The following is a 14,374-nucleotide window of genomic DNA, read 5'->3' as shown; positions in this document are numbered from 1 at the left end:
ACGGGTCAGCGAGCAACGGGTGCGAACCGGCAGGGAAAACTCAGGACTGAACCGTGGCGAGGAGAGCCGCGGCCGGTGGGATGGTGCCCGTGTCAGGACTGCCACGGGAACCGGCGCGGAATCCGGAGGAGACTGGAGTCGAAGCGGTCGGTTCGGAGTAACCCGATACCGAAGAGGCCGGCGACGATGACCGGTGCCCAGTTGCCGAACCAGAGGTTGATGCCACCCCAGAGGATGACGAAACTCACCAGGTCGTCGAGCATGAACTCGGTTTCGGCGAGTCGAGTGAGCAGTGCCTCCCGGTCGAATCCCCAGTCGAGGAGGACGACGGCGATAGTCGCGCTGATGACCCATCCGGCGTAGTTCGACAGCGGGACGCCGTAGAAGAGGATGGCACCCTCTCCGAGTCTGTAGTACTCCCAGAAGCCCAGTGCGACAGCGCCGGGGTCCAACACCACGTCCATCGCCAGCACCGTCGCGATGACGACGACGAGACGGACGGCGGTGTTCCGCGCACGGTCACCGAGCAAGAGGAGACACAGCAGGTAGGCGTTCATCACGAGTGGGATGAAGAACACTGGGAGACCGATGGGGACGCCGGCGACAGTCGGGCCCAGGTCGACGCCGTAGGTGAACCATCCGTAGGGCCACCCCGTCGTGATGCCGGTGTACTCGATAGCGTACGCGTAGGCGGTGAGCACGCCGACGGCGATGGCGGCCCGGCGGGTCAGGTGCGGGAGCAGGCCGACGATGAGCGGCGAGCGCATCACGACGGTCCCGAGCAGGATGAGAGACGCGTTGAACGCGAGTGGGGCGGGTAGCCACCCCATCGCACTCGCCACGAGGAGGACAGCACCGTTCAGCGGGAAGAACACCGAGATGGTAAATCGGTTGTCGCGGACGAGTTCGTCGAGTGCGAGTTCGACTTCCCGCCGGGTCCGAGGAAGTTGTGTTCGCAAATCAGCCATTCACGATACTCCAGAGTGCTCCGAAGGTGATGAGCATGCCGACGACGGTATTGAGAAGCGGGAACCACCAGTACGCCCTGTCGACGGCGACGCCGGTGCGGGCGACGCCGAAGACGAAGAGCGGATAGACGGCCAGCAAGCCACCGAGACGCAGGTCCACGAGGGCGAACGCGGCGGCGGCCAGTCCCCACGTCACCGCGCAGTAGGCGTAGGTCCACCGTGCTCCGAGGAGCGTCGCAGTGGTCCGAATACCCGCTTCCCGGTCGGGTTCGATGTCGGGAATCGCCGAGAACGTGTGCATCCCCATCGTCCAGAGCCACGCACCGAGGATAGCGAGTACGGGCGGGTTCACCCCTGCGATTGTCGCGTAGGCGGCGACGCCGGGGAGGATGTACAACCCGTTCGAAATCGAGTCGAGGAACGGCGTCGTCTTGAACCGGAACGGTGGTGCACTGTACTCGACGGCGAGGAAGAAGTGAGCGACCAGCCACGGCCACGCAACCTGCGGGGTGAGCGCGAACAGGCCGACACCGAGGACGCCGCTCCCGACGACGACAGCGAGGTTCACCGGGTCGCCACGCCAGCGCGCCTCTCTGTCGTCTTTCTTGGGGTTGGCCGCGTCCACGTCGACGTCGAACACGTCGTTGACGCCGTAGAGGAAGACGTTCGCCGGGACGAGGAAGTACGCGACTAGGGCGAGCGTTACGGGAGCGTAGAGGTTGGAGAGGTCCGTCGCGGCGGCGGCGGCACCGACGAGAACGGGGCCAGCGAGGTAGAGCCAAAACCGCGGGCGAGAGAGGACAAGCAGGTAACTGAGTCGGTCTTTGAACCCGCCACTCGCCCCCGTACTCGTCGCCATCTCCGTCCTCATCGAGCGTCGTCGGCCATCTCCTCTGCGGTGAGTTGCCCGCTGATGAGACACATCGGGACGCCGATACCGGGCGTCGTGAACGACCCCGTGAAGTAGAGTCCGTCTACCTTCTTCGACGCGTGCGGTGGGCGGAGGAGTGCTGTCTGCCTGAGCGTGTGTGCGAGTCCGAGCGCGGTCCCTTTGGTGCTGTTGTACCGTTCTGCGAAGTCGTTCACACAGAACGTCTCTTCGACGACGATTCGGTCTCTGAGGTCCACCCCAGTGTTCGCCGCGATGTCGTCTAAGACCAGGTCACGGTACGACGCTCGCATCTCCGGCGTGTCTTCGAGGCCCGCGGCGATGGGGACGAGCGCGAAGAGGTTGCTGTGGCCTTCGGGGGCGACCGAATCGTCCGTCTTCGAGGGAACACAGAGGTAGTACGCCGGGTCGTCGGGCCACCCGGGTCTGTCGAAGATGTGTTCGAAGTGGTCGTCCCACTCCGTCGGCAAGACGAGCGTGTGGTGGGCGAGTTCCTCCACGTCACCTTCGACGCCGAGATAGAGGAGGAACGCCGACGGTGCGTAGGTCCGCGACTCCCAGTAGTCGGCGTCGTACTGTCGTTTCTCGGGGGGCAGGAGTTCCTGTTCGGTGTGGGCGTAGTCGGCGTCGCTGACGACGAGGTCCGAGAGGAACTCTCGCCCGTCTTCGGTTCGGACGGCGAATCCGCCGCGGCGCCCCGCGATTTCGGTGACGGGCGCGTTCGTGTGGTACTCGACGCCGAGTTCCTCGCCGAGGGCGACCATCGCGTCGACGACGGCGGCGAGTCCACCGTCGGGGTAGTAGACGCCCATGTTGAAGTCGACGTGACTCATCAGGTTGTAGAGCGCCGGCGTGTTGTTCGGCGCGCCGCCGAGGAACACCAGCGTGTACTGCATTATCTGCTGGAGTTTGGGGTGGTCGAAATACCGCTCGACGTGGTCTTGCATCGACCCGACGAGCGACAGTCCCCACGCGTTCTTGGCGACGTCTAAGTCGATGTAATCCCGGAGGTTCGGCCGGTCCTCGTAGACGAAGTGCTCCATCCCGATGCGGTAGTTCCGCTCGGACTTCCGGAGGTAGTCGTCGAACTTCTCGCCCGCGCCGGGTTCGTACGACTCGAAGAGTTCCTTGTTCGTCTCGATGTCGGGGACGAGGTCGACCTGGTCACCGTCTTTGAAGAAGATACGGTAGTGAGGGTCCAGACGGGTCAGGTCGTAGTAGTCGGAGGGCTGTTTTCCGAAGTAGGAGAAGAAGCGCTCGAACACGTCGGGCATCAGGTACCACGACGGACCCATGTCGAAGCGGAACCCGTCGCGTTCGAGCGTACTGGCCCGCCCACCGAGTTGTTCGTTCTTTTCGAGTAGCGTCACGTCTGCACCGGCGTCGGCGAGATAGCACGCCGTCGAGAGGCCACCGAATCCGCCGCCGATGACGACGACGGACTCACCGGCCAGAGAGTCGAGGTCCGAGACAGAATTCATACAGAGTTGTAAGAACGTCGAGAACATAAATCGAGTGACCGATTCGGCAGTCGCCGACGCGGTGCCGGGTGCCTCGTTGGCAGACATCTTTAGGGCGCACCCGCCCATACGACGCCCATGAACGACACCACCGTCGTGGTCACGGGTGCGAGTTCGGGAATCGGTGCTGCCGTCGCACGGGCGTTCGGACGCGTGGGGGCGAACGTGGTCATCTGTGCGCGCGACGGCGACGCCCTCCAGTCCGTCGTCGACGACATCGAATCCGCCGGCGGGTCGGCCACGGCGATTCGGGCCGACGTCCGCGACGAGTTCGACATGGAGCGATTGATGGAGACGGCCGCCCGCGCCGGCAAGCCAATCGACGTGCTCGTCGCCAACGCCGGTGTCAACCACGGGTCTCCGGGTGAGATGCCGATGGCCGACGAATCGTACGCCGCCTTCGACGACACCCTCCGGACGAACGTCCGCGGCGTCTTCAATGCGGTCAGAGAAGCGCTTCCGCACATGACTGCCGACGCCCGGATTCTCGTCCCGTCGGGGTCTATCGCCCGCGAGGCCAAACCGGGGATGGGCGCGTACGCCGTCTCGAAATCGGCCGTCGAGGGACTCGTCCGGCAGTTCGCCGTCGACTGCGACCAGACTATCGGCGTCATCGACCCCGGCGTCGTCGCGACGGCGATAACGGATGGACAGGGGCGTGACCCCGACGACGTCGCCCAACTGTTCGTGTGGGCAGCGACCGATGCCGACTCCGCCGAACTCGACGGCAACGTCGTCGGTCTGTCGGCGTGGAAGCGCGCGACTCGCTGAGTGCACTCACCTAGTGCCAACCGGTGGAATGCACGCGCTGTCCGAATCGGGCGCCTTATTAATCCGAACCAATTCGTTCACAACATGAACCGTTCGACAGCCATCGGCGTCGGCAGCGTCGTCGTCCTCGTCGCGCTCTCTGCGTACGCCGTGACGACGCAGGCGTGGAAACTCCTCGTCGTCTCGTGGGCCGCGTTCGCAGCGATGGCGGTGGCCGCACCGTTCGGTGCCCGCTCTCGCACCGAACACCCCGAGGGACTCGTGTGGGGCTATGGCCTCGCCAGCGGTGCGATGGTGACGAGTGCCGCCGTCTTCCTCGTCCCGCAGGCAATCGCCCACCATCCGCAGTTCGGTGGGTTCGGCATCGCCTTCGGCATCCTCGCCGGGTTCGGTGCCCACACCGTCGGCCACCGATTCGCCCACATGGACTTTCCGATGGACCGCACCGTGACGGAACTCTCTGCACACGCTATCTCTGCCGGTGCTATCATCGGCATCGTCTACGGCAACATCGACGTGGGCGTCGGCCTCGGACTCGCCATCGTCTCGCACAAAGGGCCTGCTGGCTACGCCGCCGCCCGCCGCCTCTCAGGCAAGGGACAATCAGTCGCTCCTCTCCTGCTACCGGCGGCGGGACTCGGTATCGCGGCTATCGTCTCCAGTGCTATCTCGCTCCCTGCGACGGCGGCGTTCCGCGGAATCGTCTTCGGATTCGCCTCCGGTGTCTTCCTCCACGTCGCGATGGACTTCCTCCCGCGGTGCGAAATCGGCAGTGAGATTCACGACCTGTTGGCCGTCGAAGACGAACACGCACACGCCGTCCTCGACAGACTCCGACTCCACGCGACGGTGAGCACACTCGTCGGCGGATTCGCCGTCTTCGGGGCGTGGCTTCTGGTCGGGTGAACGCGGGAGTCGTCTGCCACCCGATGGCCATCCGGTCACAGCGAACGACGCGTCACTCGGTGGACTGCGTGTTCTTGCGGAGGTTCTCGCGATACTCCGACCACGCCTGATACATCTCGGTTTGTTCGGACTTCGTCAGCGTGTCGTGGACTGCGTCGTCGTAGAACGGCAGTTCCTCCTTCTCGGGCATCGCCACGACGACGCTGAGCGGGTAGAGTTTCTCGTAGTAGTGCTCCAGCACCCACGCTTCGCCGTGTTCGGCGACGGCGTCCTCGATGTACGGTGCGGCTTCGGGATAGGTGTCTTCGAGTGTGTTCGTCATCAAATCGAATTCGCGCGCTGTCTCTCGTCGGTACTGTGCACCGTGGGTCGTGCTCCTCAGGCGTCTGTGAACTCGGCGAGTGAGTAGTTCGGACTATCCTCAATCCACTTCCCGATTTGGACGAGTTCGAAGGCGTCCAGTGAGTCGTCGAGCGAGGAAGCGACCGCTTTCCTCACCGCCGGGGGAAGCGTGTCGACGACGATGGCGGTGAGGGGATGTTGGGTCAGGGAGTAACTGGTCGCGAGACTGGTCGGTGCGACGACGATGACGTCCGACCCGTCGGTGTCGGCGAGTGCGAGTTGGGCATCACGGTGCTGGTAGACCGACGCATCGAGGGTACAGACCGGAAAGAGGGCCTCGGCATCTCCGTAGTCGATGCTCGCCGCTGCCGACGTAAAATGCCCTTTGTGCATATACATACCAAAATATATTCCCAAATTGCATAAACATTGTGGTAATCGGACAGTTCTGACCGCTGTCCAGGCCAACTTTCACAACCCAAGCACCGAACTACCCGATATGTCCCGCGAGCTCTACGACTGCACGGCGGCAGAACTCGCAACGCGACCCGTCGAACATCTCGAACACGACACCCCTCCCAGCGAGGCGGCCAACTGGTTAGACGAGAATGGCTACGATGCCGCCCCAGTCTACGCTGGCGGCGACCCAGTCGGATTCGTCCACGAAGACGATATCTCACCCGATACCGACGGCGACACACTCGACACCCACGTCACCCCGCTGACCATCGACTACATGATGAGCGGAGACACCTCGCTCCCCGACGTCATCTCCGCACTCGTCGCAAACCCGGTCTACTTCCTCGGCGGACACAGCAACGTTACAGGAGTCCTGACCCGAGCGGACCTCAATACGGCCCCAGCACGCATCTATCTCTTCGACCGTATCACCTATCTCGAAGAACAGCTTCGCGAACTCGTTCTCGACGAAGCACCCAACTGGAAACAGACCCCGGTCACCGTCGGTGAACTCGACGACATCGAATCGCGGTATGCGGACGCACAGGCCGCCAACGTCGCCTTAGACGAGATTCACTACGCGCAATTTTCGACACTCGAGACGATAGTCACCAGTGTCGAAGACTGCTGGCAGGCCTGCGGGTTCTCCACGAGAGGCGCGGCGAACAGTGCCCTCCACGAGATTACCGAGCTCAGAAACGACGTCGCGCACGCCAACCTCCTCGTCGAGAATACGGAGACCAATGCGTTCCTCAGCGATGGTCGGACGACGGAGAATCTCTCTGACACCCTCGAAACAATCGAGGGTGTTCTCGGGGAACTCAGCGGTGCGACGGCAGAACCCGACACGTCACCCGACGTGTCTTCCTGAACTGGAGCATCGCGTTCACACGCTCTGTGGGTGGTTGTCGTCTTCTTCTGAGTCGTCGTCTTCGGGGGAAGACCACGTCAGATGAACGTGGGTGTCCTCTCAACCGCTGCGGTGCCGGCAGAGCCGAAACATACCGATATCGCGACGGATACTCGTTCGGCCGTCGAATCTACTTCTCGCCCGGTCCGAGGTATCCCCACGACAAGAGGCGGTCACCCTCACCGTTTGTCCAGCGCTCGCCGATGTCGTCGCGGTAGTACATGTTCGGCATCACGATATCGTCGATACGCCCGTACGCTCGCTCGCGGGCGGCCTGCATCGTCTCACCTTTGCCCGTCACGACGATGGGCATCCCAGTGCCCCCCGCGACGCGCCACTGGCCATCGACTTTCTTCGCGTCTTCGAGATGGACTCCCTCCCTGCTCTCGGTTTGGAAGACGACGGCCGCGTTTCGGGAGTTTTCAGCGTACGTCTTCTCGTCATTGAACGGGAACGGCGGCAACACGACGCGAACGGCTATCTGGAACCCGTTGTGAACCGATAGTTCGGGGTCGTTGCCGTGGGCGAGGTCGTAGAAGAACTGTCCGGTCGAGGACTCTATCGATTCTTCTTGCAGCGCTATCGTCGGGTAGCCGAACCGTGGCGTGAACTCCAGCGGATAGATTCCGTTCTCGTTGACGATGCAGTTGATGTCGATACTGCCGACGTACCCTTCGCTGGCGAGCCACCCTTCTATCTTACCGAGCGTCTCTTCGAACAATCTGTTCTGTCCCGCCCAGAACATCGACGTCCCCATCTCTCCGGTCGACGGGCCGATGTTTCCGGGAAACAGTTTCTTGTGCTCGAAATTGAAATTGACCTGGTCGATGAACTCGTCTCCGTTGAAGAACCCACAGATGGCAATCTCGACGCCTTCGACTTTTCGCTGCAACTGAAAGCCCTTCATTCGGTGTCCCCAGGCTTTCTTGTAGGCTTTCAACACGTCGAGAACGTCGCTTCCGTCGTCCTCGCTGCCGACGTAGAGCAGTCGCTTGACGTTCTGGACTTCACCCAGTGGCTTGATGACGTACGGGGCCGGGTTCTCCTGGACGTGTTGGATGCCGGCGTCGAAATCGTGGAAGATGTAGTGGTCGATGGTGTTCACGCCATGGGCTTCCAGAATCTCCATCGCGTAGCCTCGGTCGTCTTCGAGACGGTCGGTGTTGGGCGTCCCGCCGACGACGGCCTTCCCCTGCTCGCGGAGTTGGTTCGCGAGTTCGCCCGTACCGACGTCCGAACCAACCCAGATATCGTCGAAAATGATGACGTCCGCCCACTCGACGTCGGCCTGCCAGTCGTCTGTTTTCGGTACGAATCCGTCGCCGATTTCCTTGTCGCTCTCGGCTTCGATGTAGTACTTGACGTCGTGGCCCTCGCGGTGGACTTGCCACGCGAGGTCAGTTATTAGTGCGGCATCTGCGGAAACGAACAGGAAGTTCACACTCCACGACTCGGCCGCCACCGTGAAAACTGTTGGTCGAACGAGAATTTCGGGTCAGTTCTTCGTCAACCGCCGAATCTGGATGGAGATACCGAGTGCCGCCCCGAGGAGCAACACGAGGTTGAACGCGGCCTGGAAGGGGGCGCGGAACTCGGGATTCACCCACGTCGTAATCGTCTGCGTGGCGTTGAGGTAGAACTGCAGTGCCGCGATGAGCGCGAGCAACAGCAGTCCGGCGAGAACGGCGTAATCGAGGTAGCGACGAACTCGCTCTGCGAACTCACGGTTCTCGGTGTCGGACGTGTCTGCGTCCGGGTCGGGCGACGTCGCCGTCTCTGTCGTCTTCTTCGCGCCGGACTTCGTCGGCGTCTCTTCGCTCATTGTCGCCACCTCCGGGCGACGAAGGCAGTGGCGAGAAGCGCCACGAGTGCCACGACGACACCGAATCCGGGGGCCGCAGACTCGGTTCTGGTTCGTTCGGGTTCCTCGTCGGCACCGACGGAACCGCCGTCGTCTTCGAAGTCCTCTACGCGCAGTTCGACGTCTTCTGTGGTTTCGTTCACGCTAATCGTCCTCGTTGGGTTCAGATTCGCCGCGCCGCGGGCGGTGTCGATGACGACACCATCCCGCTGCAACACGGCGTCGATGTAGTAGTTGTAGCCATCCGGAACAGTCGCCGCCGCGTCCACGGACTCGGTCCGCCCGGCGCGGATAGTGCCGGCGTCTACCGTCGTCCGCGACGCGACGATGTTCGACTCGGCCTGCCGGAGGACGAACGTGACCGACAGGTCGTCGGCCGGTTCGTCACCGGTGTTCGTGAGCGACGCCGTCAGGTCGAGCGTCGTCCGGTTCTCGCCGGCGTCCTCGATAGAGAACGAAACCGGCGGGAGTGCCTCGGTCTCGGTGAACGACGTCGTCGACTGGAGGTACGGCGGTTTGATAGCCGAGACGCCGCGGACGCTTCGCCGCGCTTGGTCGACGCGTTCGGCATCACGGTAGAGCACCACTTCGATGTCGTACCCGCCCTCACGGGGGACGGTGAGATTCGTCGTCGCCGTCGTCTCACCGTCGCGAGTGACGTTTCCGACCGGGACGCGTTGGGTCGTCGCCAGCAGTCCCGACTCTGCGTCGATGGCGCGGACGAGCACGCTCACGTTCTGTGTGGGGTTGCCGCGATGGTCGATTCGTGACTGTATCTCGAGGGTGACCGTCTCTCCCGTCGCGGGACCGGCGGCGATGGAGACGTCGGTGACGTCTACCGGGCCGGGCCGAATCGGCCCCTCGTCAGTCGGGTCCGCGAGGACACCGGGGACGAGGACGGCGGTGACCGCCGCGACGACGACGACGGCGACGGCCCCACCGACGAGGAGGGCATTCCTTTCCATAATTGCTTGACATTTGGGTATTGGTAAATGTCTTGTCCTCGAATAGTCGCTGTACGGGAGCGTCTGCAGTTCTCCGACTGCGGTTGTAGCTACCGGCCACGTACTGCATCCACGACGTCGAAGGTGCAACAGGCGACGTGTTCTGTGGGTTCAGCGTGATTCGAGTGCGCGACGACGAACCCGTCGGAGTCGTCCAGAACCACGGAGATGGGAGGCACAGCAAGCAGTCGACAGTTTTCGACGTGAGAGCGATGCCGAAGTCGGTGTCGTCGTCTCCTCCGAAGCGTGGATTTTTATAGGACGGCGTCGGGATATGTGACATGGCAACGTACGTTATGGGCACGAACTCGGTACACACCAGTGCCGAACTCTGTGACTATCTCTCGCGACGTATCGAAACTGGCGACGTCGTACACGTCGTCAACTCCCACAGAGGTGGCGACAACACTGACAGCGACGACGTCAGAGACGGTGAAGACGCGTTGAACGTCGTCTCCTCTCGAATCGGTGACTTCGTCACCGTCGAGACACACCAGTACATCCGTGGGAACGACCCGGCGGACGACATCCTCGAATGCGCCGAGGAACAGAGCGCAGACGAAATCGTCATCGGCGTCAGAAAGCGGAATCCGACGTCGAAAGTCGTCTTCGGGAGCACCGCACAGGACGTGCTCTTGAGTTCGAATATCCCGATGGCCGTCGTCCCGCTCGAAAAAGTCTACTGAGGCCGCACTCAGTTTCCGGGCCGGTATTCGACGAGCGTCATCTCGAAGGCCGGTTCCTCGTCACCTTCCTCTTCGTAGAACGCCATGTACCCCGGTAGTGGGCTCTCCGGTGAGACACAACTCTCCCAGAAGACGCTTCCGTTCGTCCGCACGACGAAGTCTGCACACTGGAGTCCGGCGTAGTTCGAGGTGCTCTCGACTGTGAAACTCACGTCGCCGTTCTGCCCGGACGCCTCCCATCCGTCGCCGACTTCGAGCGTCTCACCGTCGACACCGCTGTAGTACGGTGAGTTGAACCCGATGGTCGCGATAGACCCCGAGGGACTCCCCGAGAGTTCGCTGTATAGCTGGTCTCGCGACGCAGTCACGGTCTGTTCTGTCGTCGTCCCGTCGGCGACAACTGTCGTCCGGATAGTGACGTTTTCCTCGTCGATGGAGACGACTTCCCACTCGTAGGTGGCAGTCTCGTCGAGGTTCGGCGATTCGACTTCGTATCGGTAGTACTGACCTGTGCGGAACTGCTTGTCCCACGACTGGTTGAAGTCGAACGTCGTCGATTTCGCGCTCTCGTCGCCACCGCCACTCCCGCTTTCACCGTCGTCACCAGACGCCGCCGTCGTTGTCGCTGCCGCGTCTTCGGCAGCAGTCGTCTGAGTCGCAGTCGCCGCGTCGTCACCACCCACGCCACCGCCGCACCCGGCCAAGAGAACCAGTGATGCGACGAGGAGGGTCTTCCACACAGTGTTCATATGCAAACCGATGAGTGGGGGAGGTATAATATGGTTGTGTCCGAGAGAGTCTCCGTGCCGAGAACGTCCTGCGTGGCGCTCGGAACCGCCGCCGGTGGGCTACTCGGCGGCCCCTTCGAGGACCTTCTCTGCGAGCGTCGGGACGAACGTGCCGATGTCGGTCACCATCCCGATAGCCTGTGAGGACCCACGGTCGAGGAGTTGGGTGACGGTTGCGGGGTTGATGTCGACACAGACGGTCTTGGCCGTCGACGGCAGGCAGTTCCCGACAGCGACGGAGTGCAAGAGCGTCGACAACATGAGCACCATGTCGGCCTGGTGTGCCTGTTCGCGGATGGCGTTCTGCGCCTCGATGGAGTCGGTGATGGTGTCCGGAAGCGGCCCGTCGTCGCGGATGGACCCTGCGAGCACGTAGGAGACGTTGTTTTTCACACACTCGTACATCACGCCTTCCGTGATGAGTCCGTCTTCGACTGCCGGTTCGATGCCGCCAGCGCGGATGACTTCGCTGATGGTGTAGATGTGGTGTTTGTGCCCCTTTCGTGGGTGTTCCATCGTCTCCATGTCCATCCCGAGAGACGTCCCGTAGAGGCCGCGTTCGATGTCGTGGGTCGCAAAGCCGTTGCCCGCCGAAATCATGTCGATGTAGCCCTCACGGATGAGTTCTGCGAGCGCGTCGCCACCACCGGAGTGGATGAGTGCTGGCCCGGCGACGACGAGGACGTTCCCGCCGTCTGCTTTCGTCTCACGAAGCGCGTCGGCGACTTCACCGATGAGCGACTCCGATGGACGCTCCGAGGAGACGCCGCCCTGCATGAATCCGAAGGGACCGGAGGCGTCGCGTGGTCGTTCCGGGGGTTTGACGCGGATGCCTGCCTCGTCGGTGACGATGAGGTCACCCTCGTCGACGCTGTTGAGGACCTTCGTGTACGCACGGGGGCCGTCCGGGCCGTCGGGGTCGACGACTATCGCGCAGTCCATCTCGATATTCTCGACCGGCAACCACTCGCCCTCGTACCGGACCTCGGTCGGGTGGTTGGTAGTAGAGTAGAAACCAATCGGGACCACCTGGTCTGCGGGCGAGGGTTCGACGTGTGCGTCCACCGGGTCGGTGAGGTTCGCGCCAATCTGGTGGAGTTCGTGGAGAATCTCCTGTAATTTCTTCTCGTCGTCGGCGGTGACGGCCATCCGGCAGTACGACGTCTTGTCCTTCTGTTTCCCGACGTCGAACTGCTCGACGTCGAAGTTCCCCTCGAGGTCCATCACGATACCGAAGGCCTGTTGCATCATCCCTGAGTCGATGATGTGGCCTTCGAGTTCGACGGTGCGCGTGAACGTCATCGACGGACATGGGCCGTGGGGGGCAAAGTGGGTTACGGACGTGACAGTCGCACTCGAACGCGCTGGAGGCCAGCGTCTACTGGATAAAATTGAGGCGTCCCCGTCCGCTTAGAGCAAGATTCCCTTGAACACGTTCGCGACGGTCCAGATGGCCTGGTTGAGGAAGTGGCCATCCTCGCCGGAGATACGGATTCTGTCGTCGCGCACTGCGTCTTCGACTTCACTCAGTGGGTCCGACGAGGAGGCGATGGTTTCGAGCGTCGCTCGGTCCGTGCTGATGCGAGTGGTCGCGTCCGGGTTGGGTTCCGTCGCCACATCAGCTATCTGCATGTCGTCCTGGAAGACGGCGGAGAACACGTGTGTCTGGTCTCCGTCTTCGATGTAGACGTTCACCGTCTTTCCGGCGATGAGACTCTTGGCGAACGGGATGTCGAGTTGGTCGACGTTCGCGTTGTACAGTGCGACACCATCGTCGAGGATTGCCTTCATGTCCTCGCTGGACAGTTCTGATTCTTGCGCGAGCGCGGGACCCGCAGACGAGACGACCAGTGCGACGACGAGAAATAGCGAAACGAATCGGTGGACGGAAATCATAGTCGCATCTTCCTTGGTCGCAGACGATATAATGGTTCCCGCGAGTGTTCAGCCAGCTATCAGTTCGCTACCGGACCGTCCGCAGGAACGACAGCAGGTGGCCGAACGTCTGTTCGAAGGCGTCGTCGTAGTGGTCGAAGTGGCCGACCGGTAGTTCGACGAGCGTCGCGTCGTCGAGTTCGTCGGCGAGTGCGGCCACGTCGTCGGCGTCGGCTAACTCGTCACGGGTTCCGGCGACGAGGAGCGTCGGGCACGTGATGGCGTCGGGGTCGGACACCGCGTTGTACCGGAACATCGAGAGGAACAGTCGTGCGGGCGTCTCGTCTCGCCACGCGCTCCCCGGTGAGACGAGTTCCCGGTAGGCAACGCGAACGCTCGGGTCTTCGAACACCGACATCGACGTGCCGTCACCGACGACAGGGACGCGATACGGGCCGAGGAAGCGCGACTGTACCTTGTCGCGGACGCCTGCGGCGAGGGCGGCGAGCGTCCCTCGAACACCTCTGCCACTCATCACCGCGCCCCCATCGAGCATCGGATTCTGTGCGACCACACCCGCGACGTGCCTGTCTTCGGCAGCGACGCGGAGTGCGTATCCACCGGAGAGACCAGCACCCCAGAGGACGACGCGGTTGCTATCGATTTCGGGACGCTCTCGCAGTCCTTCGACGGCAGCGTGCCAGTCGGCGACCTGTGCGTCGGGAGCGACGAGGTTCCGAGGCTCACCGTCCGAATCGCCCGTGGTTCGGTAGTCGAAGAGGAACGCGGCGTATCCCGCCTCGGCTAACCGTTCGGCGTAGGTCCGGAGTCCGAACCGGCGGTCGGTGGCGAGTTCGCCAGCCATGACGACGACGGGTGGCGTCTCGACGCCGTCGGGTCGGTAGAGCCATCCTGCGCAGTCCGTCCCGTCGCTCGTGAAGGTGAGACTGACGCGAGAGTAGTCGAAGTGTGAGGGCCGCCGGGGGCCGCGTGCCGCCGGTGGGTCACCGCGGTGACGCCACGCGCTCACGCGTCTCCCTCCTCCTCGTAGAGGGTGTCGAGAACCCGTGAAGAGAGTTCCTCGTCGTCGAGGGTGTAACTGTCGTACGCCCGAATCCACTCGTCTTCGAGTCGCCACGTCGCCTGCACGTCGCCTTCACTGCGAAGAATCGTCGCTTCGACGGTCACCGGGTCCCAGCCCTCACTGGCGAGTTCGAGGAACGCGGTGACTGCGCGTCCAACCTCCCCGTGGTCGGGTTTCACGTCGGGAAACGCCGTGAGATAGGTCACAGAAACCGTCTCGTCGAGCGAGAGCGACTCGACGCTGATGCCGTTCCCTCGGAGTGCTTCCTCGATGGCGGCGCTCGGTTCGAGCTCGTTCATGGAGTGCGATAC

At 62.7% G+C, this 14,374-nt stretch carries 17 protein-coding genes; 4 read left to right on the top strand and 13 right to left on the bottom strand.

Going from position 1 to position 14,374, the window contains the following annotated elements:
• Window positions 1-92 precede the first annotated feature (92 nt).
• The 3 genes from cruF to ACK3R5_RS11010 are packed head-to-tail and all read right to left on the bottom strand — an operon-like array spanning window position 93 to window position 3,338.
• Window positions 93-968, bottom strand: coding sequence for a bisanhydrobacterioruberin hydratase (gene cruF, locus ACK3R5_RS11020; RefSeq protein ID WP_411966978.1), 876 nt, complete (start codon window positions 966-968; stop codon window positions 93-95).
• Window positions 961-1,839: a prenyltransferase gene (locus ACK3R5_RS11015; protein WP_411966977.1), complete on the bottom strand. Its 879-nt coding sequence runs from the start codon at window positions 1,837-1,839 to the stop codon at window positions 961-963. The genes cruF and ACK3R5_RS11015 overlap by 8 nt, the downstream gene beginning before the upstream one ends.
• Window positions 1,836-3,338, bottom strand: a complete 1,503-nt coding sequence (locus tag ACK3R5_RS11010; RefSeq protein ID WP_411966976.1) for a phytoene desaturase family protein — start codon at window positions 3,336-3,338, stop codon at window positions 1,836-1,838. Before ACK3R5_RS11010 ends, ACK3R5_RS11015 begins: the two co-directional genes overlap by 4 nt.
• Window positions 3,339-3,455: 117 nt before the next feature.
• Here ACK3R5_RS11010 and ACK3R5_RS11005 point away from each other — a divergent pair, with 117 nt between their 5' ends.
• Both ACK3R5_RS11005 and ACK3R5_RS11000 read left to right on the top strand, forming a co-directional pair.
• Window positions 3,456-4,148, top strand: coding sequence for an SDR family NAD(P)-dependent oxidoreductase (locus tag ACK3R5_RS11005; protein WP_411966975.1), 693 nt, complete (start codon window positions 3,456-3,458; stop codon window positions 4,146-4,148).
• A gap of 84 nt (window positions 4,149-4,232) precedes the next feature.
• Window positions 4,233-5,054, top strand: coding sequence for a ZIP family metal transporter (locus tag ACK3R5_RS11000; RefSeq protein ID WP_411964096.1), 822 nt, complete (start codon window positions 4,233-4,235; stop codon window positions 5,052-5,054).
• A gap of 52 nt (window positions 5,055-5,106) precedes the next feature.
• Here ACK3R5_RS11000 and ACK3R5_RS10995 read toward each other — a convergent pair whose 3' ends face one another.
• Both ACK3R5_RS10995 and ACK3R5_RS10990 read right to left on the bottom strand, forming a co-directional pair.
• Window positions 5,107-5,376 (bottom strand): hypothetical protein, encoded by a 270-nt coding sequence (locus tag ACK3R5_RS10995; protein ID WP_411966974.1) that lies wholly within the window; start codon window positions 5,374-5,376, stop codon window positions 5,107-5,109.
• 56 nt (window positions 5,377-5,432) lie between these two features.
• Window positions 5,433-5,789, bottom strand: coding sequence for a hypothetical protein (locus ACK3R5_RS10990; RefSeq protein WP_411966973.1), 357 nt, complete (start codon window positions 5,787-5,789; stop codon window positions 5,433-5,435).
• 106 nt (window positions 5,790-5,895) lie between these two features.
• Between ACK3R5_RS10990 and ACK3R5_RS10985 the strand changes: the two genes are divergently transcribed.
• Window positions 5,896-6,726, top strand: a complete 831-nt coding sequence (locus tag ACK3R5_RS10985; protein ID WP_411966972.1) for a CBS domain-containing protein — start codon at window positions 5,896-5,898, stop codon at window positions 6,724-6,726.
• Between the two features lie 169 nt (window positions 6,727-6,895).
• Here ACK3R5_RS10985 and ACK3R5_RS10980 read toward each other — a convergent pair whose 3' ends face one another.
• Genes ACK3R5_RS10980 through ACK3R5_RS10970 form a run of 3 tightly spaced genes read right to left on the bottom strand, consistent with a single transcriptional unit; the run spans window position 6,896 to window position 9,591 of the window.
• Window positions 6,896-8,206, bottom strand: a complete 1,311-nt coding sequence (locus ACK3R5_RS10980; protein ID WP_411964095.1) for a phosphoribosylamine--glycine ligase — start codon at window positions 8,204-8,206, stop codon at window positions 6,896-6,898.
• Window positions 8,207-8,260: 54 nt separating this feature from the next.
• Window positions 8,261-8,587, bottom strand: coding sequence for a hypothetical protein (locus tag ACK3R5_RS10975; protein ID WP_411964094.1), 327 nt, complete (start codon window positions 8,585-8,587; stop codon window positions 8,261-8,263).
• Complete coding sequence (locus tag ACK3R5_RS10970; RefSeq protein WP_411966971.1) at window positions 8,584-9,591, bottom strand: PGF-CTERM sorting domain-containing protein; 1,008 nt, start codon at window positions 9,589-9,591, stop codon at window positions 8,584-8,586. The genes ACK3R5_RS10975 and ACK3R5_RS10970 overlap by 4 nt, the downstream gene beginning before the upstream one ends.
• A 320-nt stretch (window positions 9,592-9,911) precedes the next feature.
• Here ACK3R5_RS10970 and ACK3R5_RS10965 point away from each other — a divergent pair, with 320 nt between their 5' ends.
• Complete coding sequence (locus ACK3R5_RS10965) at window positions 9,912-10,316, top strand: universal stress protein (RefSeq protein WP_411964092.1); 405 nt, start codon at window positions 9,912-9,914, stop codon at window positions 10,314-10,316.
• An 8-nt stretch (window positions 10,317-10,324) separates the two neighbouring features.
• Here ACK3R5_RS10965 and ACK3R5_RS10960 read toward each other — a convergent pair whose 3' ends face one another.
• The 5 genes from ACK3R5_RS10960 to ACK3R5_RS10940 form a co-directional block, all read right to left on the bottom strand.
• Window positions 10,325-11,065, bottom strand: a complete 741-nt coding sequence (locus tag ACK3R5_RS10960; protein WP_411966970.1) for a hypothetical protein — start codon at window positions 11,063-11,065, stop codon at window positions 10,325-10,327.
• Between the two features lie 99 nt (window positions 11,066-11,164).
• Complete coding sequence (locus ACK3R5_RS10955; protein WP_411966969.1) at window positions 11,165-12,406, bottom strand: TIGR00300 family protein; 1,242 nt, start codon at window positions 12,404-12,406, stop codon at window positions 11,165-11,167.
• A 108-nt stretch (window positions 12,407-12,514) separates the two neighbouring features.
• Complete coding sequence (locus ACK3R5_RS10950; protein WP_411966968.1) at window positions 12,515-13,000, bottom strand: hypothetical protein; 486 nt, start codon at window positions 12,998-13,000, stop codon at window positions 12,515-12,517.
• Between the two features lie 67 nt (window positions 13,001-13,067).
• On the bottom strand, window positions 13,068-14,009 hold the full coding sequence (locus ACK3R5_RS10945) for an alpha/beta hydrolase (RefSeq protein ID WP_411966967.1): 942 nt from the start codon (window positions 14,007-14,009) through the stop codon (window positions 13,068-13,070).
• Window positions 14,006-14,362 carry a hypothetical protein gene (locus tag ACK3R5_RS10940; protein WP_411966966.1) on the bottom strand — a complete coding sequence of 119 codons (357 nt, stop codon included), beginning with the start codon at window positions 14,360-14,362 and terminating at the stop codon, window positions 14,006-14,008. The genes ACK3R5_RS10945 and ACK3R5_RS10940 overlap by 4 nt, the downstream gene beginning before the upstream one ends.
• Between the last annotated feature and the right edge of the window lie 12 nt (window positions 14,363-14,374).

Source organism: Haloferax sp. YSSS75 (assembly GCF_046764215.1).
Lineage (GTDB): Archaea > Halobacteriota > Halobacteria > Halobacteriales > Haloferacaceae > Haloferax.
This window is presented reverse-complemented; position numbering and strand designations above follow the sequence as displayed.

What these genes read in the sequence shown, in the direction of transcription:
- ACK3R5_RS10955 (WP_411966969.1), bottom strand. Translation starts at nt 12,406, where the DNA reads ATGACGTTCACGCGCACCGTCGAACTCGAAGGCCACATCATCGACTCA.
- ACK3R5_RS11015 (WP_411966977.1), bottom strand. Translation starts at nt 1,839, where the DNA reads ATGAGGACGGAGATGGCGACGAGTACGGGGGCGAGTGGCGGGTTCAAA.
- ACK3R5_RS10990 (WP_411966973.1), bottom strand. Translation starts at nt 5,789, where the DNA reads ATGCACAAAGGGCATTTTACGTCGGCAGCGGCGAGCATCGACTACGGA.
- ACK3R5_RS11000 (WP_411964096.1), top strand. Translation starts at nt 4,233, where the DNA reads ATGAACCGTTCGACAGCCATCGGCGTCGGCAGCGTCGTCGTCCTCGTC.
- ACK3R5_RS10965 (WP_411964092.1), top strand. Translation starts at nt 9,912, where the DNA reads ATGGCAACGTACGTTATGGGCACGAACTCGGTACACACCAGTGCCGAA.
- ACK3R5_RS10960 (WP_411966970.1), bottom strand. Translation starts at nt 11,065, where the DNA reads ATGAACACTGTGTGGAAGACCCTCCTCGTCGCATCACTGGTTCTCTTG.
- ACK3R5_RS10985 (WP_411966972.1), top strand. Translation starts at nt 5,896, where the DNA reads ATGTCCCGCGAGCTCTACGACTGCACGGCGGCAGAACTCGCAACGCGA.
- ACK3R5_RS11005 (WP_411966975.1), top strand. Translation starts at nt 3,456, where the DNA reads ATGAACGACACCACCGTCGTGGTCACGGGTGCGAGTTCGGGAATCGGT.
- ACK3R5_RS10940 (WP_411966966.1), bottom strand. Translation starts at nt 14,362, where the DNA reads ATGAACGAGCTCGAACCGAGCGCCGCCATCGAGGAAGCACTCCGAGGG.
- cruF (WP_411966978.1), bottom strand. Translation starts at nt 968, where the DNA reads ATGGCTGATTTGCGAACACAACTTCCTCGGACCCGGCGGGAAGTCGAA.
- ACK3R5_RS10995 (WP_411966974.1), bottom strand. Translation starts at nt 5,376, where the DNA reads ATGACGAACACACTCGAAGACACCTATCCCGAAGCCGCACCGTACATC.
- ACK3R5_RS10950 (WP_411966968.1), bottom strand. Translation starts at nt 13,000, where the DNA reads ATGATTTCCGTCCACCGATTCGTTTCGCTATTTCTCGTCGTCGCACTG.
- ACK3R5_RS11010 (WP_411966976.1), bottom strand. Translation starts at nt 3,338, where the DNA reads ATGAATTCTGTCTCGGACCTCGACTCTCTGGCCGGTGAGTCCGTCGTC.
- ACK3R5_RS10970 (WP_411966971.1), bottom strand. Translation starts at nt 9,591, where the DNA reads ATGGAAAGGAATGCCCTCCTCGTCGGTGGGGCCGTCGCCGTCGTCGTC.
- ACK3R5_RS10975 (WP_411964094.1), bottom strand. Translation starts at nt 8,587, where the DNA reads ATGAGCGAAGAGACGCCGACGAAGTCCGGCGCGAAGAAGACGACAGAG.